Raw genomic sequence first — 22,955 nt, forward strand, 5'->3', positions numbered from 1 at the left:
CCGACGACCTGTCGGTAAAAACTCCCGGTTCCCGACGGGCGGCCCCGCCCGCCCCGCTACGGCAGCGTGAGGATGTCCGCCCCGGTCTCCGTCACCACCAGCGTGTGCTCGAACTGGGCGGTCCGCCTGCGGTCCTTGGTGACGACCGTCCAGCCGTCCTCCCACATGTCGTACTCGTGCGTGCCCAGCGTCAGCATCGGCTCGATGGTGAACGTCATGCCGGGCCGGATCACGGTCGTCGCGTGCGGGCTGTCGTAGTGCGGCACGATCAGGCCGGAGTGGAAGGACGTGTTGATGCCGTGGCCGGTGAAGTCACGGACCACGCCGTAGCCGAAGCGCTTGGCGTACGACTCGATGACACGGCCGATGATGTTGATCTGGCGGCCGGGCTTGACCGCCTTGATGGCCCGGTTGAGGGCCTCCCGGGTCCGCTCCACCAGCAGCTTGGACTCCTCGTCCACGTTGCCGCAGAGGTACGTGGCGTTGTTGTCGCCGTGCACGCCGTTGAGGTACGCGGTGACGTCGAGGTTCACGATGTCGCCGTCGCGCAGCACGGTCGAGTCGGGGATGCCGTGGCAGATGACCTCGTTGACCGAGCTGCACAGCGACTTCGGGTAACCCTTGTAACCCAGGGTCGAGGGGTAGGCCCCGTGGTCCACCATGAACTCGTGCGCGACCCGGTCGAGCTCGTCGGTGGTCACGCCGGGCGCGATGTGCTTGGCGGCCTCCTCCATCGCCTGCGCGGCGATGCGGCCCGCGATGCGCATCCGCTCGATGGTGTCGGAGTCCTGGACCTCGGGCCCTGTGTACGGCGTCGGCGCGGGTTTCCCGACGTACTCGGGGCGCCGGATGTTGCCGGGGACGGAACGGATGGGAGAGAGCTCCCCTGGTACGAGCAGCGACTGGCCAGACATGCCGACGAGTGTAGTCAGCGCTACGGGGGCACTATGGCGGCACGAACGACGCGAGGAGACACGGTCATGGCCCTGTTCAAACGACGCACCACCGGCAAGCCCGGCGAGTGGTTCTACTGCCTGGAGCACAAGACGGTCGAGGAGGGCCCCCAGTGCCCCTCCAAGGACCGCTTCGGCCCCTACGCCACCCGGACGGAGGCGGAACACGCCATGGAAACCGCCCGCGAAAAGAACCTCCAATGGGAAAACGACCCCAAATGGCACGAAAAAAACCAGACCTCAAATCCTGACGCCTGACCTCCCCTGCCCCCCTCGGCCGGCGCGGCCGCCCACGCTGCCCCGCCCCTTGGGCGGCGGGGCCGCTACGCCGCCCGCCTCCTTGGGCGGCGGGGCCGCCCCCCGGGGGCGGAACGGGCGGGCAAGGGGGCGGCCCCCGGCGGAGCCGAACCCTCCGCCCCCGCCCCACCTCCGCCCCCAGGGAGTGGCTACCCCACAACCCCCTGCTCCCGCTCAACCTCCTTCTGCGACCGCCTCCGCACCGCATCCTCATCCGTCTCCGAGTCGTACGAGAGCAGCTTCGGCAGCACCACCGCCAAAAGCCCCACCGCGACCACACACGCCGCACCCCCGCTCCACACGGCCCCCCGGACCCCCGTCCACCCGGCGACCGCCCCGGACCTGACCTGCCCCAGCTGCGGCCCGCAGCTGTACGACAGGATCTCGATCCCCGCGAGCCGCCCCCGCAGCTCCTCGGGAATCGTCTGGTTCCAGATGGTGGAACGCCCGAGCCCACTGAGCATGTCGCCCGCCCCGGCGAGCGTGATGCACAGGAGCACCAGCCAGATGTTGGTGGTGAGGCCGACGGCCGCCATCGCGAGCCCCCAGCCGGCCGCACCGAACACCACCATCCGGCCGTGCCTGCGCACCTTCGACGTCCACCCGCTGGTCAGCCCGATGACACAGGCCCCCAACGGCATCGCCGCGTACATCAGCCCGAGCGCCCACTCTGCGTGCAGCGCCGTCGCCAGGAAGGGGAAGACCGCGTTCGGGAACGCCAGGAACATCGCGGCCAGGTCGATCGCGTACGTCCCGAGCAGCACCGGCTTGCTCCACGCGTACCGCGCCCCCTCCGCTATGCCGCGCAGCGACGGCTTCTGGGCGTCGTGCGAGGGCGGCGCGGGAGAGAGCCGCGTACACATCACCACGGAGGCGGCGAAGCCGAGAACGGTGACCGTGTACGCCGTCGCCGCGCCCGCCGTCGCGACGACCAGACCGGCGAGGGCGGGCCCCGCGATCGCGCCGACCTGCCAGCGCAAGGCGTTCAGCGCGGCGGCAGCGGTGAGCTGGTCGTGCGGAACGATCCGCGCCATCAGCGAGTCCAGCGCCGGACGCTGGAGCCCCGCGAGGGCGGCGACCCCGGCGGCGACCACGTACAACGGCCACAGCAGGGGCTGCGGCAGGAGCGAGTTCACCAGCAGTACGACGGCGAGCACGCCGAGCCCCGCCTCGGTGAGCAGGATGATCCGCTTGCGGTCCGCCGAGTCGGCGAGCGCCCCGCCGTACAGCCCGAAGACGATCAGCGGAACCAGCTCGACGGCCCCGATCGCCCCGACGGCGAGAGGCGAGTCGGTGAGCTTGGCGATCTGCAGCGGCAGCGCGATGAGCGCCATCGAGCTGCCGAAGAACGCGACGAGACCCTGCACCCAGAGCAGCCGGAAATCGGCCGATGAGCGCCAGGGGGAGAGATCGGGGAGTACGGATGCCAGGGAGAATCCGGCGGATTTGGGGGGCACGAAGGGTCATGCTGCGGGGGACTGGGTGGGCTGTGCAACTTGTTATCGCCGAAGCCGCCGGAACCAGCCTCGCCAGCCTCACCAGCAGCGACAGCCGTCCCCGGCCCTAGCCGCCCCTACTGCCTCCCCTACCACCGCTCCGGCGGCGGCGCCGTCAGCCGGTCCGCCAGCCGGGACAGCCGGTCCCGGAACCGGCGCCCGCCGCGCGGCCCCGGCAGCACGTTCTCCCCGGCCGCCGCACTCACCAGGTGCTGGACCGTGTCCAGGTCCACCGCCCCGCCCTCCGGCGCCGTCAGCAACTCATGCGCCAGCGAGCCCAGTTCGCCCCGCCCGTCCGCGTCCCCGGACAGCGCCAGCACCGTGGCCCCGGCCCGCCGTACGTCGCTCACCCGCTCCAGCAGCCCCTCATCCGCGTCCCCCTCGCCCGGCGCCACCACCAGCAGCGTCTCCCCGCGCCCGGCCGCCGCCAGCCGCCCGAGCCCCACCGACAGATGTGCCGGATCGTCCCCGCGCACCTCGTGCCGCACCAGCGTCGGCGCCAGGGCGGGCAGTCCCGACCAGGCCGCCTCGTCCATCAGGTGCGCCGCCAGGTGCCACGGCTCGTACCGCCGCGTCCCCACCAGCAGCAGCCCGCTGCCCTGCGGCACCACCGACGCTCGCAGCACCCCGGCGAACCTGCGCGTCGCGCCCAGCCACTCCGTACCGGCCAGGACCTCCCGCAGCAGTGCGACTCTCACGGCATCCATGGGGCGAAAGCCTGCCGGGCGCGGGCCCGCCGCGTCCCCGGGACGGCCCCGGGCTCACCCGGACGAGGGGACTACCGGGAAGTAGGGTCGGCCCATGACTTCCACCACAGACAACAGTTCCGCCCCCAAGCCGGCCGCCAAGCCCGCCAAGGACCCCTGGGACCTGCCCGACGTCTCGGGCCTCGTCGTCGGCGTCCTCGGCGGTACGGGCGACCAGGGCCGCGGCCTCGCGTACCGGCTGGCCAGGGCAGGCCAGAAGGTGATCATCGGCTCGCGCGCCGCCGAGCGCGCGCAGACGGCCGCCGAGGAGCTCGGCCTCGGCGTCGAGGGCGCGGACAACGCCGAGTGCGCGCGCCGCAGCGACATCGTCATCGTCGCCGTGCCGTGGGAGGGCCACGCCAAGACCCTCGAATCGCTCCGCGAGGAGCTCGCGGGCAAGCTCGTCATCGACTGCGTGAACCCGCTCGGCTTCGACAAGAAGGGCGCGTACGCCCTGAAGCCGGAGGAGGGCAGCGCCGCCCAGCAGGCCGAGGCGCTCCTCCCGGACTCGCGCGTCACCGCCGCCTTCCACCACCTCTCCGCCGTCACTCTCCAGGACCCGGCGGTCGAGGAGATCGACACCGATGTGATGGTGCTCGGCGAGGTGCGTGCGGACACCGACCTCGTACAGGCGCTGGCCGCCCGCATCCCCGGCATGCGCGGCGTCTTCGCGGGCCGGCTGCGCAACGCCCACCAGGTGGAGTCCCTCGTCGCCAACCTGATCTCGGTGAACCGCCGCTACAAGGCGCACGCGGGTCTGCGCGTGACCGACGTATAAGGCGATCCGGGCATGGGGGACACTGGACGGGCAGGTCCCCACTCACTCGGATCACTCGGACAGGAGCCGTCCCCCATGCCCCGCCTCGCTCTCTACGCCCTGGTCGTCTGCGCCCTGTCGGTCGCCGCGGCGGTGGTCTCCTTCGTCGCGGGCAACCTGCTGGGGATCGTGTGGATCCTGCTGGGCGGTGTCTCGTCGAACATGGCCTGGTTCTACCTGCGCAAGGCGAAGGCCGAGAAGGCGGCGGCAGCACAGACCGCCTAGCGGCGCGGGCCCATTCCCCGGGCCGCGCCCTAGCGGGCCGCCTCGCAGAGCGGCGTCGTCTCCTGCCAGAACTGGAACAGGTTGCGCCCGCAGTAGCTCTCCAGCTCGTCCACCCCGAGCCCGCCGGTGATCGCGTAGATCACGTCGAAGAACACCCGGTTCACGCTCGGCACCCACAGCAGGGCGAACACGAACAGCAGCCCGAAGGGCGCGTACGGCTCGATCTGCCTGCGGATCCCGTACGAGAGCCAGGGCTCGATCACCCCGTAGCCGTCGAGGCCGGGCACGGGCAGGAAGTTCAGGATCGCCGCCGACACCTGGAGCAGCGCCAGGAACGCCAGCGCGTACCGGAAGGCGGGCGGGACGCCGTCCAGCGCGTCCAGCCAGAACGGTGCGGTGCAGATGACCGCGAACGCCACGTTGGTGAGCGGTCCGGCCGCCGAGATCAGGCTGTGCTTCCAGCGCCCCTGGATGCGGCCCCGCTCGATGAAGACGGCGCCGCCGGGAAGACCGATGCCGCCCATGATCACGAAGATGATCGGCAGCACGATGCTGAGCAGCGCGTGCGTGTACTTGAGCGGATTGAGCGTCAGATAGCCCTTGGCCCCGATGCTGATGTCGCCGCTGTGCAGGGCGGTGCGGGCGTGCGCGTACTCGTGCAGGCAGAGGGACACCACCCAGGCCGCGGTCACGAAGAGGAAGACCGCGATCCCCGGGGAGGCGGCGAAGTCCGTCCAGACGGCCCAGCCCGTGACCGCCATGACGGCGACGATGCCGAGGAAGACCGGGCTGATGCGGCGGTCCCGGCGGCTGATGGCGGTGGTCATGGGGGCGACTCCTGGGACGGTGTGACACATGCTGCCGGGCCCGGCCGCGCAGCCGACCGTACCCCCCGACACCCCACCCAACGCCCGACCCCACCCGTGAGGTTCCCCGGCCCCGGCCGCGGGCCCCTTCCCGGGGCGGGCCGGGGCGTTCGTGCCCTTTCCGGCGGGCCAGGGACAATGGCCCGGTGCGCTACCAGATCCTCGGCCCCGCCCGAGCCCTCCGCGACGACGGCACCCCCGTCCCCCTCGGCGGCCCCCGCCTGCGCGCACTCCTGACCGCGCTCGCCCTGCGCCCCGGCAGGCCCGTCTCCGTCGCGGTGCTCGCCGACGACCTGTGGGGCGACTCCGACACCGCCCCCGCCGACACCCCCGGCGCCGTCCAGGCGCTCATCGCCCGGCTGCGCAGGAGCATCGGCCGCGACACCGTCACCTCCGCTGCGGGCGGCTACGTACTGGACGCGGACCCCGACGACATCGACCTGCACCGCTTCGAGTCCCTCACCACCGAGGGCCTGCGTGCCGCCGCCGAGGGCGATCCGACCAAGGCCGTGGCCCTGCTCGACGACGCACTCGCCCTCTGGCGGGCCGGCGGCGGTCCTGCCCTGGCCGACCTGCCGTCCCGCACCGCCGACTCGGCCCGCTGGGACGCCCGCCTGCTCGACGCGCGCCGCGCCCGGCTGAGCGCCTCGCTCGCCCTCGGCGCCGCCGCCGAGGCACTGCCGGAACTGACCGCGCTCTGCGCCGAGCACCCCCTGGACGAACCCCTCCAGGCACTGCGGCTGCGCGCCCTGCACGCCACCGGCCGCACCGCCGAGGCCCTGGCCGCGTACGAGACGGTGCGCACCGAGCTCTCCGACCGCCTCGGCACCGACCCCTCCGCCGAACTCCGCGCCCTGTACGCCCAGTTGCTGACCCCGGACGCAGCCCCGACGCCACCGGCCGCACCCGCGTCGGCCCCGCCCGCCCCGCCCACCGGCAACCTCCGCGCCCGGCTCACCTCCTTCGTCGGCCGCGAGACGGACATCGGCGTCATCGGCGGCGACCTCGCACAGGCCAGGCTCGTGACGCTGCTCGGGCCCGGCGGCGCGGGCAAGACGCGGCTCTCGCAGGAGGCCGCCGAGGCCGCCAGGACGGCGGGCACCAGGACTGCGGGCACCAGGACGGCGGGCACCACGACGGCGGGCGTCGGCCCCGGGCCGTGGGCCGACGGCATCTGGATGGTGGAACTCGCCCCGGTGGACGACCCGGAGACCGTCCCCGAGGCGGTCCTCACCGCACTCGGCGCCCAGGAGACCTTCCTGCGCGGCGCGGGCGCGGAGGAACTGCGCGCCGCCGACCGGACCGCGGGCGACCCCCTCGCCCGCCTCACCGAGTACCTGGCCCGCCGCCGCGTACTGATCCTGCTCGACAACTGCGAGCACCTGGTGGCCGCCGCCGCCCACCTCGCCGAGCACCTCCTCGCGCACTGCCCCGGGCTGACGATCCTCGCCACCAGCCGCGAACCCCTGGGCGTACCGGGGGAGTTGGTGCGCCCGGTGGAACCGCTGCCGCCGCCCGTCGCGCTGCGGCTGTTCGCCGAGCGCGGCGCCGCCGCCCGGCCGGGCTTCCGTACCGACGACGACCCGGCCGCCGCCGCCGAGATCTGCCGCCGCCTCGACGGACTGCCGCTCGCCATCGAACTCGCCGCCGCCCGGCTGCGGATGCTCACCCCCCGGCAGATCGCCGACCGGCTGGACGACCGGTTCAAGCTGCTGACCGCGGGCGCCAGGACCGTACTGCCCCGACAGCAGACGCTCCGCGCGGTCGTCGACTGGTCGTGGGAACTGCTGGAGCAGGACGAACGGCAGGCCCTGGCCGCACTCTCCGTCTTCCAGGGCGGCTGCGACCTGGCCGCCGCCGAAGCCGTCTGCGGACCCGCCGCCCTCGACCTGCTCGGCTCGCTCGTCGACAAGTCCCTGGTCGTCGCCGCACCCGCCGAAGACGCCGCGGGCGGCGGCGGCGAGATGCGCTACCACCTGCTGGAAACCGTCTCGGAGTACGCGGCCGAACGCCTCGCCGAGTCCGGCGCCCGCACCGAGGCGGAGCGCCGCCACCTCGTCCACTTCCGCGAACTCGCCCGCACCGGGCACCCGTTGCTGCACAGCCCGGCACAGCTCCACTGGGTCGGCCGCTTCCAGCGCGAGTACGAGAACCTGCGGGCCGCCCTGCGCCGCGCCGTCGCCGCCAAGGACGAGCACGAGGCGCTCTGCCTGGTGCACTCCCTCGCCTGGTACTGGCAGGTCCGCGACCGGCTCACCGAGGCCAGGCACTGGACCTCCGTCACCATGGAACTGAGCGAGGACCCGTTCCTCGTCGACCCCGTCGAGCGCGCCCCCGCCGTCTTCGAGGGCTGCACCGACGCACCCCCGCCGATGCGCCCCGAGGTGCTCCAGGAAGCCAGGCGCGGCATCCGGATCCTGCACGTGGTCACCATGGACCACCACAAGGACGCCTGGTACACCCCGGAGGCCAAGGACTGGCTGCGCCGGGTCGTTGCCACCTACAGCCCCGAGCTGCCGCAGGCCTGCCGCGCCCCCGGCTCGTTCTGGATCCTGGCACTGCTGATGACCGGCGAGGACGACGAGGAACTGCGCGAGGTGATCAACCGGAGCGTCGACGCCTGCCGCGGTTTCGGGTACGAGTGGGACCTGGCCTGCGCGCTGGAGATGCGGGCCAAGATCTTCGCCAACCGCACCGCCTGGGCCGGCGACGCCCGCCGGGACGGCGAGGAGAGCCTGGAGATCTTCCTGCGGATCGGCGACGCCTGGGGAGCGGCCGAGGCCCTGTCGTCGCTGGGCGAGGCGCACGAGCGGTTCGGGGACTTCGCCCGGGCCATCGAGGCTTACGAGGAGGCGATCACCCACGCGGAGGCACTCGACGCGAAGCCGCACGTCCTGTTGCTGCGGACCCGGCTCGCCGGTGCGCTCATCGAGGCAGGGCGGGGCGACGAGGGCGAGGCCCTGCTGCGGGCGGGCCTGGCGGACCCCGATCACCTGGGCTCCGAAGCCGGGCCGCCCACCCGGCTGTTCCTCGGTATCCGGCTGGCCCGCTCCGGCCGGCCGGCCGAGGCCCGTGAGCAGTTCAGGCTGCTGCGCGAGGGCTTCGACAACGGCAACCTGAGGATCTTCGAGGGGATCTCGCTCGGCCTGCTCGCCTGGGTGGCCAACCTGGAGGGCGCGTACGAGGAGGGGCTCTCCACGGGCGCCCGCGCCCTGGCCCTGGCCGAGGACACGCTGTCCAGGATGATCGCCCCGCAGATGACGGCCGTGCATCTGATGACCGTGGCGGGTTCGCTGGCAGGGCTCGCCACGGCCGGTGCCGCGACGGACGACTCCCTGGCGGCGGACGCGGCCCGGCTGCTCGGGACCTACCACGAACACCTCCCCGCGGGTTACTTCGTCAATGACCAGGAGGCCGAGAGCCGGGACTTCGCGGCCGGTCTGGCCCGCGAAACACTGGGCGACACCGCCTACGAGGCGGCGTACGCGGAAGGCGGTGGCCTCTCCTTGGAGGAGGCCACCGCCCTCGTGCGGACGCGACGCGGTCAGTACCGGAGTGATGACGACGGTGACGTCGGGGCGGAACACCCCTGAGCGCCGGTCAGGTCTTCCTGCGGAACTTGGAGATCGCCAGCGGCGCCGTCACCAGGGTGATCACCACGGACCAGGCCAGCACCATCCACACGTCCTGTGCGATCGGGCCGCCCAGGAACAGCCCGCGCACCGCGTCCGCCAGGTTGGACAGCGGGTTGTAGTCGGTGAAGGTCTGCAGCCAGCCCGGCATCGTCTTCGTCGGCGTGAAGATCGAGGAGCCGAACTGGAGCGGCATCAGCACGATCATCGCCATGCCCTGCACCGCCTGTGCCGTCTTGACGGTCAGACCGATCAGGATGAAGATCCACATCAGTGCGGCGCCGAAGAACAGCGACAGACCGACCGCCGCGAGGACGTGCAGCGGCGACGTGGTGATGGACATGCCCAGGATGAGACCGACGGTCAGCAGGATCGCGAAGGCGATCATCATCCGGCCGATCTCGACGACTATCTTCGCGATGAGCACCGAGGACCGGGCGATGGGCATCGTCCGGAACCGGTCCATGACTCCCTTCTGGAAGTCCTCGTTGACACCGGTGCCGACCGCCATCGACACGTTCATGCCCATCATGGCCATCAGGCCGGGCACCAGATAACTGACGTACTGGTCCTGGTTGCCCTGGCCGGAGATCGCACCGCCGAAGACGAACGTGAACAGCAGGGTGAAGATGATCGGCATGAACAGGACGTCGAACAACGACTCCGGGTCCCGCTTGATCTGCAGCGCGTTGCGCCGGGCGAGCGCGCTGATGTGACGCAGATTGGCGCGCAGGCCGATGCGGCCCTCGTCGGTGACGGCCGCCGGGCGGACCTGCCGCTGGTCCGGTTCCGGCTTGGTCAGGGTGGCCGTACTCATGCCGCTACCTCTTCCTTGTCCTGGACCTGGTCCCGGACCTCGTCCTGGATCTGCTCCTGCGGCGGGGGAGCGTTGTCCGCCTCGCTGCTCTTCTCGCCCGTGATCGCCAGGAACACCTCGTCCAGGCTGGGCAGATGGGTGCCGATGTCGGCGATGGCGAACCCGCGCGAGCCCAACAGGCCGATCACGGCCGTCAGTTGCTCGTCGCTGAGGATCGGTACGTACAGCAGGCCCTCGTCGACGCGGGTCTGCGCGCCCGCGATGCCGTCCAGGCCCGCCTCGGCCAGGGTGCCCGCCATCGCGTTCAGCTGGGCCGGGTCGGAGGGGCGGATCTGCAGGGTGCGCCCGCCGACCTTGGCCTTGAGCTCGTCGACCTTGCCCTCCGCGACGACCTTGCCCCGGTCGATCACGGTCAGCTCGCTGGCCAGCTGCTCGGCCTCCTCCATGTACTGCGTGGTGAGCAGCACGGTGACGCCCTCGCCGACCATCCGCTGCACCTCCGCCCACACCTCGTTGCGGGTGCGCGGGTCGAGGCCGGTCGTCGGCTCGTCCAGGTAGAGCACGGCGGGCTGCCCGATCATGGACGCCGCCAGGTCGAGCCGGCGCCGCATGCCGCCGGAGTACGTCGCGGCGGCCTTCTTCGCCGCCTCGGTCAGCGAGAACCGCTCCAGGAGGTCGTCCGCGCGCTTGCGGGCGTCCTTGCGGGGCAGATCGAGCAGCCGCCCGATCATGTAGAGGTTCTCCCAGCCGGAGAGCTTCTCGTCGACCGAGGCGTACTGCCCGGTCAGGCCTATCGTGCGGCGCAGCTGCCTCGGCTGGCGGACCACGTCGTATCCGGCGACGGTCGCCGTGCCGGAGTCCGGCTGGATCAGGGTGGAGAGGCAGCGCACCAGCGTGGTCTTGCCCGCGCCGTTGGGCCCCAGGACGCCGAGGACCGTGCCCTCGCGGACGTCCAGGTCCACGCCGTCCAGCGCCTTGGTCTCTCCGTAGTGCTTGACCAGGCCTCGTACCTGGATGGCGGGGGTACCGGAGCCGCCCGGTTTCTTGTCGTGTCGCGTCATGTCCACCATTGGAGCAGCCGCCACTGACAATCCGCCTACAGCGCGGATCCAGCGACGGCGGCCCACCGACAGATCACCGACAGACCGCCGATGACGAGCACCGATGACAGAGCAACGACGGCCCGCCGGTGGGGGAGGCCGGCGGGCCGTCGTTTCGTGCGGGCAGTGGCTCTAGTGGAAGGTGTGCTCCTCGCGCGGGAACGTTCCGCCCGAGACCTCGTCCGCGAACGCCCGCGCCGCGTCCCCGAGGGTCTGCCGCAGGTTCGCGTACTGCTTGGTGAAGCGCGGCACCTTGCCGCCGGTCAGCCCCACCATGTCGGTGTAGACGAGGACCTGCGCGTCCGTGTCGGGGCCCGCGCCGATGCCGATGGTCGGGATGGACAGGCTGCGGGTGACCTCGGCCGCCAGCTCCGCCGGGACCAGCTCCAGGACCACTGCGAAGGCGCCCGCGTTCTCGGCGGCCTTGGCGTCCCGCAGCAGCTGGTGCGCGGCCTCGTCGCCGCGCCCCTGCACCCGGTAGCCGAGCGTGTTCACCGACTGCGGGGTCAGCCCCAGGTGCGACATCACGGGGATGCCGGAGGAGACCAGCAGTTCGGTCTGCGGCAGCGAGCGCTCGCCGCCCTCCAGCTTGACCGCGCCGACGCCCGACTCCTTGATCAGCCGGGTGGCGTTGCGCAGGGCCTGTACGGGGCCCTCCTGGTACGAGCCGAACGGCAGGTCCGCGACGACCATGGCGCGCTGGGTCCCTCGGACGACGGCGGCCGACAGCACGGCCATCTCGTCCATGGTGACCGGCACGGTGGTCTCGTAGCCGAGGTGGCAGTTGCCCATGGAGTCCCCGACGAGCAGCACCGGAACCCCGGCCTCGTCGAACACGGAGGCCGTCATCGCGTCGTACGCGGTGAGCATAGGCCACTTCTCGCCGCGCTCCTTGGCGGCGGCGATCTGGTGAACGGTGATCCGGCGGGTGCCGGTACCCCCGTAGAGTGACTTCGGGTCCCGGCTCCCGGCGGCGGGCGCCGGAGCGGCGGGTGCCGGCGTGGCGGGTGCCGAAGCGGTGGGTGCCGCGACCGGGGCGGCAGTGGGTGACCCGGCGGAATCCGGGTTCTGGGCAGCGTTCTGGGCAGCCTGAAGCGTCATGGCTGAAACGGCTCCTTCGTCATCTCGAAGCGCCCTTACGGCGTCTCCGGACCGCATCCATGGTGGCATCCCCGGCGCCAGTCCGGTAGTGGGACGACACGACACCCTCCCCACCTGCCCTTTTGTGCGCGTTTCGTCACAGAGGGCGGGGCAGGGGGCTGACCAGGAACCCGCCACCGGGCACGGCCGTCCTCACCCCCGTACGGCCGTTGTGGATGGCGGCGGAGATGGACACCGGTCATCGCCTAGGGTCAAGGGGCGGGGCGGGCGGTGAGCGAGCAAGGCAAGTGAGGACAGCGGTATGGCGCAGGCGTACAGGCCGGACACCGGGAACGACGGCCCGGAGGCGGAACCCTCCAGGACCGGCCCCGGAGCCACGGGCGCGACCGCCGCAGGCTCCGGTTGGGGTTCAGGTTCAGGCTCCGGTTCGCGTTCAGGTCCGGGTTCGGGTTCGGGTTCCGGATCGCGTCTCGGCCGGATGACGGCCGGCTGGCGCGGCGACCCCCGGATCTGGCGGCGCGGCATCTTCCTCGCCGTCATCGCCGTGCTGGTCGCGCTGGTGATGATCTTCCACGCCCAGATCCCCAACACCATCGGCAACCTCGGCAGCCTCACCGAGACGTTCCTGCCCTGGTTCGGCCTGGCGATCCCGCTGCTGCTGGTGCTCGCCCTGCTGCGCCGCTCGGCCCTCGCCCTGGTCGCGCTGATCCTCCCGGCCGCCGTCTGGCTCAACCTCTTCGCCGGGCTCTACTCCGACAAGTCGGCCCCCGGCGGCGACCTCACCGTCGCCACCCACAACGTCAACGCCGAGAACAACGACCCCGAGGGCACCGTCCGCGTCCTCGCGGACTCCGGCGCCGACGTGGTGGCCCTGGAGGAGATCAGGGGCGACCGGGTGGGCGCGTACCAGCAGGCCATGGGCAAGACGTACAAGTACCACGCCATCGAGGGCACCGTCGGCCTGTGGAGCAAGTACCCGATGACGGACAGCCACCAGGTCGACATCCAGCTCGGCTGGGCCCGCGCCATGCGCTCCACGGTGACCACCCCCAAGGGCGAGGTGGCCGTCTACGTGGCCCATATGCCGTCCGTCCGGGTCAAGCTCAAGTCGGGCTTCACCGCAGGTCAGCGCGATGCCAGCGCCGACGCCCTGGGCGAGGCCATCGCCCGCGAACCGCTGCGCCGCATCGTGCTGCTCGGCGACCTCAACGGCACCATGAACGACCGCGCCCTCAACGGCATCACCGCCCAGATGCGCTCCACCCAGGGCGCCGCGGGCGACGGTTTCGGCTTCAGCTGGCCCGCCGCGTTCCCGATGGCCCGCATCGACCAGATCATGGTCAAGGGCGTCGAGCCGATGTCCTCGTGGACCCTGCCGGAGACGGCCAGCGACCACCTGCCGATCGCGGCACGCGTGAAGTTCTAGGTCCGGCGCACGCCTGAAGTCCTGGCCCTGGCGCACGCGTGAAGTTCTCACCCCGGCGGGGGCCGGGCACCTCAGCCCGACTCCCGCCACCGGTTGGTGATCGGCAGCCTGCGGTCCTTGCCGAACCCCTTCGGGGAGATCTTCGTGCCCGGCGGGTACTGGCGGCGCTTGTACTCCGCCGTGTCCACCATCCGCAGCGTCCTCGCCACCAGCTCGCGCTCGAAGCCCGCCGCCACGATCGCTTCCAGGCCCTGGTCCCGGTCGACGTACCTCTCCAGGATCTTGTCGAGGACGTCGTAGTCGGGCAGCGAGTCCGTGTCGACCTGGCCGGGGCGCAGTTCGGCGCTGGGCGGCTTGGAGATCGAGTTCTCCGGGATCGGCGGGGTCTGCCCGCGCTCCTCGGCCGCCTTGTTGCGCCAGCGGGCCAGCTCGAAGATCCACGACTTGTAGACGTCCTTGATGGGACCGTACGCGCCGACCGAGTCGCCGTAGAGGGTCGAATAGCCCACCGCCAGCTCGGACTTGTTGCCCGGGGCGAGGACCAGGTGGCCCTCCTGGTTGGAGAGCGCCATCAGGGTGGTGCCGCGCAGCCGGGACTGGAGGTTCTCCTCGGCGAGACCGGTCAGGGCCAGGGAGTCCATGTACGCGTCGAACATCGGGCCGATGGCGACGGTGCGGTAGTTCAGTCCGGTACGGCGGGCCAGTTCGGCGGCGTCGTCCTTGGAGTGCTCCGAGCTGTACTTCGACGGCATGGACACGCCGTACACGTTCTGCGCGCCGACCGCGTCGCAGGCGACGGCGGCGACCAGTGCGGAGTCGATGCCGCCGGACAGCCCGATCAGTACGGAGGTGAAACCGTTCTTCGCGAGGTACGCGCGCAGCCCGACCACCAGCGCCGTGTACACCTCCTCGGTGTCCTCCAGCCGCTCCGAGTAACCCCCGGCCAGTTCGGCGTCGTACGCGGGCAGCGGGTCGGCGCTCAGCACCACCCGGTCGATGTGCAGGCCGTCGTCGACGGTCCCGGTCACCGGGTCGTCGCTCGCGGCGGGCAGGTCCAGGTCGAGCAGCATGCTGCCCTCGGAGAACTGCGGGGCGCGGGCGATCACTTCGCCGTCCTTGTCGCAGACGATCGAGTCGCCGTCGTAGACCAGCTCGTCCTGGCCGCCGATCATCGCCACGTACGCGGTGGTGCAGCCGGCCTCCCGCGCGCGCCTGCGCACCAGGTCGAGGCGGCTGTCGTCCTTGTGGACCTCGTACGGCGAGGCGTTGATGGAGAGCAGCAGCCCGGCGTGCGCGGTGCGGGCTGCGGGCACCCGGCCGCCGTCCTGCCAGAGGTCCTCGCAGATGGCGAGGGCGACGTCCACCCCGTGCACCCGGACCACCGGCATCGAGTCGCCCGGCACGAAGTACCGGAACTCGTCGAAGACGCCGTAGTTGGGGAGGTGGTGCTTGGCGAAGGACAGCGCCACCCTGCCCCGGTGCAGTACGGCGGCGGCGTCCTGCGGGGCCCCGGCAGGCTGGCCGTAGCGCGGTTGCGCCTCGGCGGCCCGGTCGAGGTAGCCGACCACGACCGGGATGTCCCCGAAGCCCTCCTCGTCGAGCTGCGCCGCCAGCGCGCGCACGGCTTCGCGGGAGGCCTCGACGAAGGACGACCGCAGGGCCAGGTCCTCCACGGGGTACCCGGTCAGCGCCATCTCGGGGAACGCGATCAGATGCGCGCCCTGCTCGGCGGCGTGCCGGGTCCAGTGGACGATTCTCCGGGCGTTGCCCGCGAGATCGCCGACGGTCGAGTCGATCTGGTTCAGAGCGAGACGTAGTTGAGGCACGCCCGCCACTCTAATCGTCTACTTGACGCGATGTCCTGGCGGGCGTGCCGCGCCCCGGTGTCCGGAGGCTTCCTGGCCGGGGTCCGGGGGTTACTTGGTCGGGCCGGACCAGACGGCGTCGTCGTAGCCGACGGCCGGGGACATCTCCACCGACGCCGCCCCCGCGGCCTCCGGCGGCAGGTCGAAGGCGTAGGTGCCGGTCTTGCTCTTCCCCGGGTGCAGGGCCCCTCGGAACGAGGTGGGCACGCGCCCGTCGAAGACCTTCTCGACCTCCGCGCCGTCGGCGTCCTTGAAGTGCGGGATCGCGTACAGGGAGTCGAACTTCTCCTTGGAGCCGTTCGTCAGCGTGATCTCCACCGTGTACGACCGGTAGCCCTCGGTGTGCCCCGCGGCGGTGTCACTCGCGGTGTACGGCACCGGCTTCCCGATCTTGATCGAGACGCCGTCCGGGTAGGTGAAGGTGGTGCCGAAGGCCTTGGGCTTCGCGGCTTCGGCCTCGGCGGCCGCCTCGGCGGACGCGGACGCCTCGGCCCGCGCACGCTCCTCGTCCACGGCCGAGAGCTCCTTGTCCCTGGCCTCGGCCGAACGGCTCTCGGACGCCTCCGCCTCCTGCACCTGGCGGTCGAGCTCCTTGACGCCTTCCTTGATCGCGGTGACGGCGAAGATGCCGGTGCCTATCGCGATCATGATGCCGAGCCCGCCCAGGGCCATTCCGAACAGGGCCATGACCCGGTTGCTGGCAGTGCCCTTCTTGACGTGCCCGAGGGCGACGAAGCCGAAGACCACGGCCAGCAGCGACGGGAGCCAGGTCAGCCAGAAGAGGAAGACCAGCGCGCCCAGCAGTACGCCGAGGATGCCGAGGGTCAGGGAGGCGATGCCCATGCCGTTGCGGGGCGGCTGGTCCAGCGGGCCCAGTGGGGGCGCGTACCCGTAGGGATAGCCGTAGCCGGGCGGCGGGCCCATGGTGGGCGGGCCCATATCGGGCGGGCCCATGGGCGCGGTCGGCGGTTCCGGGACCTGGTGCCCCTCCTGGGGCGGGGCGGCCCACGGGTTCTTCCCCTGGCCGGGGGAGTGGTTCTGGTCTGCGGGAGGGGTGGGTGCGGACATGCGGAATCCTCGGGCGGGGTTCTGGGGTGGGGCGCTCGGAGCGTGATCGAATCCAAGTTCGACGACACTAACAGGCCCTTTACCGGAAGATCACGAATTCCCCACGCCGTGCGCCGAGGGTGCGGGAGCGCCGCGCGGCGGCAACTCCCGTACCCACCTTGTCGGTCGGCTCAGCGGCGGTAGCCCAGCACCGTCATCATCCCGGCCTCCGAGTGGTAGACGTTGTGGCAGTGGATCATCCACAGCCCCGGGTTGTCGGCGTCGAAGTCCACCGTCAGGCGCCCGTTGGGCAGGATGACCGCGGTGTCCTTGCGGGGGCCGTTCTTGCTGTTGGCCAGGGCGAAGGTATGGCCGTGCAGATGCAGCGGGTGCCACATCGTCGTCGCGTTGGTGAAGTCGAGCCTGACCCGCTCGCCCGCCTTCACCGGGTGCCGCTGGCCGGCCGAGTACGGCTTCCTGTCGAAGGCCCAGTCGTACTTCGCCATCCCGCCGGTCAGCCGGATCCTCACCGTCCGGTCCGGCTCGCGGGCCGGCAGTGCGACGGACTCGTCCGCCGACAGCCTGTCCGCCGTCAGCACCTTCCCGGTCAGTTCCTTCGGCCGTACGGAGGCGGCGGGCGCGGCACCGCCACCGGTGCGCAGCAGCGCCATGGCCGCCGCCTTCTTGCCCTCGGCGAGCGCGGTCAGCGGAAAGACCCCGTCCTTGGCGGTGACCAGGACGTCGTACCGCTCGCCCATGCCCAGCAGCAGCGCGTCCGTCGTGGCGTGCCGGACCGGGAAGCCGTCCGTGTGGGTGACCGTCATGCGGTGGCCGCCGAGCGCGACGCGGAAGGCGGTGTCGCCGCCCGCGTTGATGATCCGGATGCGGATCCGGTCGCCGGGCTTGGCGCTGTACGTCGAAGGGGCCTCGGGGGTGCGGCCGTTGACGAGGTAATGCGGGTAGGCGACGTCGCCCGTGTCGGGGCCCAGGATGTCGCTCTTGGTGCCCATCATCATGCGCGAGGGCCCGGAGGGTTTGGGGGCGGGCTTGGCGGAGGACTGTGCGGGTGCGGGCATCGAGTGGCCCTCGTGGCCACCGCTTCCGCCCGCGGCGCCGGAGCCCGTGTCGCCGCCGTGGTCCATCCCGCCCATGTCGCCGCCGCCGTGGTCCATGCCGCCCATGCCCTTGCTGAGTTCGGCCAGCACCGCCTCCGGGGTGGACCCGTCGACGCCGTCGACCCAGTCGTCCAGGACGACGACCCACTCCTTGTCGTACTTCAGCGGCTCCTTGGGGTCCTCCACGATCAGCGGCGCGTACAGCCCCCGGTCCTGCTGCACGCCCGAGTGCGGGTGGAACCAGTACGTACCGGGGTGCGGCACCGCGAACCGGTAGGCGAACTCCGCACCCGGCTTGATCTCCTGCTGCGTCAGACCGGGCACGCCGTCCATGTCGTTGCGCAGGGCCAGACCGTGCCAGTGCAGGGAGGTCGCGGCGGGAAGGTGGTTGGCGAGGGTCAGGGCGAGGGTGTCGCCCGCCGTCACCCGTACCTCCTTGCCGGGCAGCGCGTCCCCGTACGCCCAGGACTTGACGGTCGTACCGCCGCCGAGGTCCAGGGTGGCGGGGGTCGCGGTCAGCTTCACGTCGCGGACCGGTCCGGTGGCGCCGCGGGCCTTCTCGGCGGCGGCGACCTCCTTGTCGTACGGCGCGATGAAGCCCTGCGGGGCGGGGCCGCCGCTGCCGGTGCCGGCTCCGGGCCTGGCGCCGGAGTGGTCCATGCCTTCCATTCCGTCCATGCCCGATCCGGAGGAACCGGACGAGCAGGCTGCCAGGAATCCGGTGCCTGCGGCGGCGACGGCGGCGCCGAGCAGGGTGCGGCGCGTGGTGTAGGTACCCATGGGAGAAGTCCTCGTGTGGTGGTGTCGGTGAAGGCGAGTGCGGGCACGCGTGCGCGCGCGCCGGAGCGAGAAGGCGTCCCTTGAGGGGACTCCGCTCCTAGATCCGCAGTACCGACAGCCGGGCGAGAACCGTTCTGGGCGGCGGGGGCTGGGGCCACAGGGCCCGCAGCAGGGCCCCGCGCAGGAACCGCGCGAGGTCCCGGGCGGCCGCGCGACGGACCACCAGCCACGCCCCGAGCAGGGCGACGCCCCAGGCGCCGAGCACGGCGAGGCAGACGGACATGGGGTCCATGCCGTGCGAGGGGTCCTGGGGTGCGGAGGCGGCAGTTCCGGCCGTGCCGTGCTCGGGCGACGGGGCCGCCGTCATCGCGTGGGCGGTACCTGCCGTGTCCGGCACGTCCGTCATGTCCGCCACGCCCGTCATGCCTGCCGTGCCTGCCGTGCCTGCCACGGCGGGGGCGCTCACGGCCGTCCCGGTGTCCCCGTGACCGGTTCCGTGCTCCTCGGCGGGGTGTCCCAGCGTGTGCATCGTGAAGATGCCGAACAGGAGCGCGGCGAACAGCAGCAGCCGTCCGCCCCACGCGCTCCGTCCGTTGGTCACCATGCCCGGCACCTTACCCCCGGCGGGTATCGCCTCGGCAAGTGGGATGCGGCAAGAATTAGCATCAATCCCACTATGTCCGTATTCAGCACTCGCCCTCTCGCCGTTCTCCTCGGCCTCGGCGCCGCCGCGTACACCACATGGGTGATCGAGGTCCTCCTGTGGACCGGCCTCGATCCCATCCGTACGTACGTCAGTGAACTGGCCGCCGCGGACCAGCCCTTGGGCGGACTCTTCCGCGCCACCGACCTGGTGGCGGGCTCGCTGCTGTTCCTCGGCGCGCTGTGGGCGCTGGCGCGCACGCCGCGCAGGCCGTGGCTGGTGGCGGGCTGGGCGGGGCTGGTTCTGTTCGGCGGGGCGACCGTCGCGGACTCCCGGCTTCCGCTGAGCTGCGCGCCCACCGCCGACCCGGAGTGCGCGGCCAGGGAGACCGCGGGTCTGGTCCCGGCGACCCACACCGCGCACGCCTGGAGCAGCAGCCTCGCCATCGTGGGCGCGCTGGCCGGGATCGTCGCGCTCACCGTCGCCGCACGCCGCTACCGGCAGTGGACGCCGCTCGCCCGCAGCGGCCCCGCCCTGGTCGCCCTCGAACTGGCCGCCACCGCCTGGACCCTGGCCTCCGTAGCCGCCTTCCAGGCCGGGAGGGGCACTTATCTGCTCGGGGCCGGGCAGCGGCTGCAAGTGCTGCTGGTGGCGATCTGGCTGGCGGTGCTCGCACGGTCGGTGTGGCGCGAGAAGCTGTCCCCGTGACTGACGCGAATGAGTTGTTCGTACGGATCGGTGGTGTCGCGCACCACGTGGTCGTCGAGGGCAGCGGCCCGGTGTGCGTGCTGAGCGCGGGACTGGCGATGAGCTGGTTCGACTGGGAGCCGGTGGTACGGCTGCTCGCCCCGCGCCGCACCGTGGTGTGCTTCGACCGGCCGGGCCACGGTCTCTCGGAGCCCGCCGCGGTCCCGCCGACCGCCGCCGGTGAGGCGCACCGCATCGCCGCCCTGCTCGACGCGCTCGGCCTGGGCACCGGATCGGCGGGACCCGCCACGGTCGTCGGCCATTCGATCGCCGGATTCCACGCGGAGGCGTTCGCGCGGCTGTACCCGGCGCGCACGGCGGGGGTGCTCCTGCTGGACTCCAGCGTCGAGCCCCACGCGCGCGTGCCCGCGGCGCCCGCCGTCCGCACGGCCCTCGCGCGCGGACTGGCCGCCGCGCTGACCGCCGTCGGCGCCCCGGCCGCGCTCGGTCCCGCGACCCGTCGCGCGGTGGTCCGCGCCTCCCGGGCGGACGGCGCGGCCGACCCGGCGCCCACGGAACTCGTACGCCGCACCTACCGCACCGCGCGGGTGCTCGACGGGGCGCTCCTGGACAACACCCACTACATGGCGGTGGCCGCCGAACTCCTCGCCCTGCGCGCCACCCACCCGCTGCCCGCCGGAGCCCCGGTGACGGTCATGCCGGGCTACGACGGCCGTCCGGGTCTCCTCGCCGTCCGGTGGCTGGAGCGCCAGCGCGATCTGGCCGACCTGCTCGGCGCCCGCTTCGAACCGGCAGTGCCCGCCGGGCACTTGGTGATGCTGGACCGGCCGGAGGCGGTCGCGAGGGCGGTGCTGCGAGTCCGTCACGGTGCGTAATGCTGGTCACGGGCGGTTGTCAGACCCGCGTGGTCACATGGATCCATGACTGATCACGAGGCATCGAAGAAAACGGCGACATCGAAGAGAACGGCGAAATCGACGGCACCATCGTCCGCCCCGCCGTCGGAGCTGACCGTGCGCGTCATCGGCACCGACCTGCCGGGACTCACCTGCGAGGAGTTCCGGGACGTGCACGTGGCGGTGCAGCGCGGCCGCGAGCCGGACCGGCCGGTGCGGGGCGACGCGGCGGAAGCGGTCTGGGACTTCCCGGTGCGTGTGGTGACCGGAAGGGACGGCAAGCCGGACTTCAAGGGGCCGTTCGTGCAGGGGCGGCCCGGCGAGCGGTTCTTCTATCTGACCTGGGGCGAGCTGCCGGAGGGCGGCGAGTTCGAGATGTTCCGCCGGGCCAAGATCTTCTTCGCCGACCTGCCCGCCGGACTCCTCGGCACGGGCCTGGCGGTGGGCCGGCTCGGGCTCACCGACGGCCAGGGCAAACCGCTGTGCGCGGCGGTCCGCCCGCCCCGTATCGCCTGGGACACGGGAGCGGGCGGATGACGTACGGCCGGGCCGGTGCTACTCGCCGCGCACCGGGGCGCCCCGCTCCTTCAACAGGTCGGCCATCAGCTCCAGTTCGGACTGCTGGGCGTCGACCATGCCCTGGGCGAGGGCCCGTTCCGCCGGTACCGTGCACAGCTTCGCGCAGCCCTCGGCCATCGCGACCCCGCCCTGGTGGTGGGTGGTCATCAGCCGCAGGTAGCGGATCTCGGCCTGCCTGCCGTCCGCCCTGCCCAGTTCGGCGAGCTCGGCCCGGGTCGCCATGCCCGGCATCAGCCCTTCCTCCTTCGGCTTCGGCCCGGCCGCGTGGCCCGTGCCCGAGTGCCCCATCCACGCCATCTGCGGCGCGTCCGGCGGCGAGATCTTCGGCAGGCCCCAGAGGTCCAGCCAGCCCAGCAGCATGCCGCGCTGATTGGCCTGCGTATTGGCGATGTCGTACGCCAGCCGGCGCACGTCGGTGTCCCGCGTCCGGTCCCGTACGACGAACGACATCTCCACGGCCTGCTGGTGGTGGGCCGCCATGTCCCGGGCGAACCCGGCGTCCGCCGAGTTCCCGGCGGGCACCGACGACCTGCTGGACGCCGCGGGGGACACGTCGGACGAGTCCCCCGCCGGAGCCGAGGCGGCCCGGGTCACCACCACCGCTCCCACCGCCACCACCAGGGCGAACACCACCGCCCCCACCGCACCCCACAGGGACCTGCTCACTTCTGGCCCACCGTGTCCAGGGTCAGCCCGTTGGAGCAGGCCGCGCCGGGCTCCGGGGTCTGCGGGCCCATCACGTACTGGGTGAAGAACTGGTTGACCCGCGGGTCGTCCGCCCCGGTCACCGTGACCTGCTTGCCCCACGCGCTCAGCATGATCGCCCCGGCCTGCTCGTTCACCGGGCTCATCAGCGAGTACTGGGTCTTCTTCACCTTGGCCTTGAGCTTGTCCAGATCGCCCTTGGCCGCCTTGTCGGTGTACGTCACCCACACCGCGCCGTGCTCCAGGGAGTGCACCGCGTTCATGTTCGGTATCGGCTTGTCGTAGACGTCGCCCTGGCAGTTCATCCACGCCTGGTGGTGGTCACCGCCGACCGGCGGGGTCATCGGGTAGGTGACCTCCTTGGTGACGTGCGTACGGCCCAGCTTCTTGGCGTCCCAGACCTTCTCGTCCTTGATGGGTCCCTTGGCCGCGACGGTCGCGGCCTCCTTCTTGTCGGACTCCTTCAGGAAGACGTACGCCCCGAAGCCGATCAGCCCGGCCAGTACGGCTCCGCCGGTGACCAGGGCGATCGCCTTGTTGCGGCGGTCGCGAGCCTTCTCGGCGCGCCGCATCTCCTCTATTCGGGCCTTGCGGGAAGTGGTGACAGACATGATCGGCAACGTCCTTACGCAGTACGGAGGATGAAAGGGGGAGAGGGGGATCCCGGAGCACGGGAACCTCTCCTACCTCCGCAGCACCTGAAGGACGTGCGGCCCCGGCGCCCGCGCCCGTGCCTCGCCCCCGCGTGCCGCTCCCGCCACCCCCGAGTCGTCCACCCGCCGCACCAGCAGCGGGACCGTCCCCGGTGTGGCGTCCTGCGGGGGTGCGGTCAGGACGGCGGGGGACAGGTGCGGGAAGACCCCGCAATGCCCCTGCTCGTAAGGGCAGTTGTACGCGGGAGCGGAGACCGCGGCCGTCACGGCATGGGGTCCGCCGCCGGTGGCATGGGCGGGAGCCGGGCCCAGGCAGAGCAGCAGCGCCCCGAGAAAGGCCGCCGCGGCACACAGGAGCGCCACACCGCGCCTGACGCGCGCGATGCCCTCGCTGTGCGCACGGTCCGCGGTGCACCTGATGCGACTGTTGCGGGTGTGCCGCAGGGCCCCCATGAGGGGGGATCGTAATGGCCACCTCGCCGTACGTC

The 22,955-nt window shown here is 72.0% G+C and carries 22 protein-coding genes; 8 read left to right on the plus strand and 14 right to left on the minus strand.

Features of this window, described 5'->3' with window-relative positions; translation table 11 throughout:
* Positions 1-56: 56 nt before the first annotated feature.
* A complete protein-coding gene (gene map, locus ACZ5PB_RS14565; protein WP_468691041.1) occupies positions 57-914 on the minus strand; it encodes a type I methionyl aminopeptidase in 858 nt (285 codons plus the stop codon).
* Positions 915-980: 66 nt separating this feature from the next.
* On the opposite strand from map, the gene ACZ5PB_RS14570 reads away from it, so the two are divergent.
* On the plus strand, positions 981-1,211 hold the full coding sequence (locus tag ACZ5PB_RS14570; RefSeq protein WP_468691043.1) for a hypothetical protein: 231 nt from the start codon (positions 981-983) through the stop codon (positions 1,209-1,211).
* Between the two features lie 188 nt (positions 1,212-1,399).
* Here ACZ5PB_RS14570 and ACZ5PB_RS14575 read toward each other — a convergent pair whose 3' ends face one another.
* Positions 1,400-2,707 (minus strand): MFS transporter, encoded by a 1,308-nt coding sequence (locus tag ACZ5PB_RS14575; RefSeq protein ID WP_468691046.1) that lies wholly within the window; start codon positions 2,705-2,707, stop codon positions 1,400-1,402.
* Positions 2,708-2,835: 128 nt separating this feature from the next.
* Positions 2,836-3,453, minus strand: a complete 618-nt coding sequence (locus tag ACZ5PB_RS14580; protein ID WP_468691048.1) for a hypothetical protein — start codon at positions 3,451-3,453, stop codon at positions 2,836-2,838.
* A gap of 94 nt (positions 3,454-3,547) precedes the next feature.
* Between ACZ5PB_RS14580 and npdG the strand changes: the two genes are divergently transcribed.
* Both npdG and ACZ5PB_RS14590 read left to right on the plus strand, forming a co-directional pair.
* Complete coding sequence (gene npdG / locus ACZ5PB_RS14585) at positions 3,548-4,270, plus strand: NADPH-dependent F420 reductase (protein ID WP_468691050.1); 723 nt, start codon at positions 3,548-3,550, stop codon at positions 4,268-4,270.
* A gap of 12 nt (positions 4,271-4,282) precedes the next feature.
* Positions 4,283-4,534, plus strand: coding sequence for a hypothetical protein (locus ACZ5PB_RS14590; protein ID WP_468691052.1), 252 nt, complete (start codon positions 4,283-4,285; stop codon positions 4,532-4,534).
* Positions 4,535-4,563: 29 nt separating this feature from the next.
* Here ACZ5PB_RS14590 and ACZ5PB_RS14595 read toward each other — a convergent pair whose 3' ends face one another.
* A complete protein-coding gene (locus tag ACZ5PB_RS14595) occupies positions 4,564-5,361 on the minus strand; it encodes a site-2 protease family protein (protein ID WP_468691054.1) in 798 nt (265 codons plus the stop codon).
* A 185-nt stretch (positions 5,362-5,546) separates the two neighbouring features.
* Here ACZ5PB_RS14595 and ACZ5PB_RS14600 point away from each other — a divergent pair, with 185 nt between their 5' ends.
* Positions 5,547-8,993, plus strand: a complete 3,447-nt coding sequence (locus ACZ5PB_RS14600; protein ID WP_468691056.1) for an ATP-binding protein — start codon at positions 5,547-5,549, stop codon at positions 8,991-8,993.
* A 7-nt stretch (positions 8,994-9,000) separates the two neighbouring features.
* Here ACZ5PB_RS14600 and ACZ5PB_RS14605 read toward each other — a convergent pair whose 3' ends face one another.
* The 3 genes from ACZ5PB_RS14605 to panB form a co-directional block, all read right to left on the minus strand.
* Complete coding sequence (locus ACZ5PB_RS14605) at positions 9,001-9,849, minus strand: ABC transporter permease (RefSeq protein ID WP_468691058.1); 849 nt, start codon at positions 9,847-9,849, stop codon at positions 9,001-9,003.
* Positions 9,846-10,919 carry an ATP-binding cassette domain-containing protein gene (locus ACZ5PB_RS14610; RefSeq protein WP_468691060.1) on the minus strand — a complete coding sequence of 358 codons (1,074 nt, stop codon included), beginning with the start codon at positions 10,917-10,919 and terminating at the stop codon, positions 9,846-9,848. Before ACZ5PB_RS14610 ends, ACZ5PB_RS14605 begins: the two co-directional genes overlap by 4 nt.
* 162 nt (positions 10,920-11,081) lie before the next feature.
* Positions 11,082-12,050, minus strand: coding sequence for a 3-methyl-2-oxobutanoate hydroxymethyltransferase (panB, locus tag ACZ5PB_RS14615; RefSeq protein WP_468691063.1), 969 nt, complete (start codon positions 12,048-12,050; stop codon positions 11,082-11,084).
* A gap of 478 nt (positions 12,051-12,528) precedes the next feature.
* On the opposite strand from panB, the gene ACZ5PB_RS14620 reads away from it, so the two are divergent.
* The gene (locus ACZ5PB_RS14620; protein WP_468691065.1) at positions 12,529-13,476 is read left to right on the plus strand and encodes an endonuclease/exonuclease/phosphatase family protein; all 948 of its coding nucleotides are present in this window, start codon (positions 12,529-12,531) and stop codon (positions 13,474-13,476) included.
* Positions 13,477-13,547: 71 nt separating this feature from the next.
* Here the strand turns inward: ACZ5PB_RS14620 and ACZ5PB_RS14625 are convergent, their stop codons facing one another.
* From ACZ5PB_RS14625 to ACZ5PB_RS14640, 4 genes are all read right to left on the minus strand, one after another.
* A complete protein-coding gene (locus ACZ5PB_RS14625) occupies positions 13,548-15,302 on the minus strand; it encodes an NAD+ synthase (protein WP_468691067.1) in 1,755 nt (584 codons plus the stop codon).
* A 90-nt stretch (positions 15,303-15,392) separates the two neighbouring features.
* On the minus strand, positions 15,393-16,409 hold the full coding sequence (locus ACZ5PB_RS14630; RefSeq protein ID WP_468691069.1) for a DUF4190 domain-containing protein: 1,017 nt from the start codon (positions 16,407-16,409) through the stop codon (positions 15,393-15,395).
* A 170-nt stretch (positions 16,410-16,579) separates the two neighbouring features.
* Positions 16,580-18,283: a multicopper oxidase family protein gene (locus tag ACZ5PB_RS14635; RefSeq protein WP_468691071.1), complete on the minus strand. Its 1,704-nt coding sequence runs from the start codon at positions 18,281-18,283 to the stop codon at positions 16,580-16,582.
* 97 nt (positions 18,284-18,380) lie between these two features.
* Positions 18,381-18,887, minus strand: a complete 507-nt coding sequence (locus ACZ5PB_RS14640; RefSeq protein ID WP_468691073.1) for a hypothetical protein — start codon at positions 18,885-18,887, stop codon at positions 18,381-18,383.
* A 72-nt stretch (positions 18,888-18,959) separates the two neighbouring features.
* Between ACZ5PB_RS14640 and ACZ5PB_RS14645 the strand changes: the two genes are divergently transcribed.
* The 3 genes from ACZ5PB_RS14645 to ACZ5PB_RS14655 are packed head-to-tail and all read left to right on the plus strand — an operon-like array spanning position 18,960 to position 21,067.
* Positions 18,960-19,634, plus strand: a complete 675-nt coding sequence (locus ACZ5PB_RS14645) for a DUF998 domain-containing protein (protein WP_468691074.1) — start codon at positions 18,960-18,962, stop codon at positions 19,632-19,634.
* Positions 19,631-20,509 carry an alpha/beta fold hydrolase gene (locus ACZ5PB_RS14650; protein ID WP_468691075.1) on the plus strand — a complete coding sequence of 293 codons (879 nt, stop codon included), beginning with the start codon at positions 19,631-19,633 and terminating at the stop codon, positions 20,507-20,509. The genes ACZ5PB_RS14645 and ACZ5PB_RS14650 overlap by 4 nt, the downstream gene beginning before the upstream one ends.
* Before the next feature lie 45 nt (positions 20,510-20,554).
* A complete protein-coding gene (locus tag ACZ5PB_RS14655) occupies positions 20,555-21,067 on the plus strand; it encodes a DUF5990 family protein (protein ID WP_468691077.1) in 513 nt (170 codons plus the stop codon).
* 18 nt (positions 21,068-21,085) lie between these two features.
* Here the strand turns inward: ACZ5PB_RS14655 and ACZ5PB_RS14660 are convergent, their stop codons facing one another.
* The 3 genes from ACZ5PB_RS14660 to ACZ5PB_RS14670 form a co-directional block, all read right to left on the minus strand.
* On the minus strand, positions 21,086-21,775 hold the full coding sequence (locus ACZ5PB_RS14660) for a DUF305 domain-containing protein (protein WP_468691078.1): 690 nt from the start codon (positions 21,773-21,775) through the stop codon (positions 21,086-21,088).
* On the minus strand, positions 21,772-22,425 hold the full coding sequence (locus tag ACZ5PB_RS14665) for a DUF3105 domain-containing protein (RefSeq protein WP_468691079.1): 654 nt from the start codon (positions 22,423-22,425) through the stop codon (positions 21,772-21,774). The genes ACZ5PB_RS14660 and ACZ5PB_RS14665 overlap by 4 nt, the downstream gene beginning before the upstream one ends.
* Positions 22,426-22,497: 72 nt before the next feature.
* On the minus strand, positions 22,498-22,920 hold the full coding sequence (locus ACZ5PB_RS14670) for a hypothetical protein (protein ID WP_468691081.1): 423 nt from the start codon (positions 22,918-22,920) through the stop codon (positions 22,498-22,500).
* Between the last annotated feature and the right edge of the window lie 35 nt (positions 22,921-22,955).

It is taken from the genome of Streptomyces sp. NPDC032721, assembly GCF_055579625.1.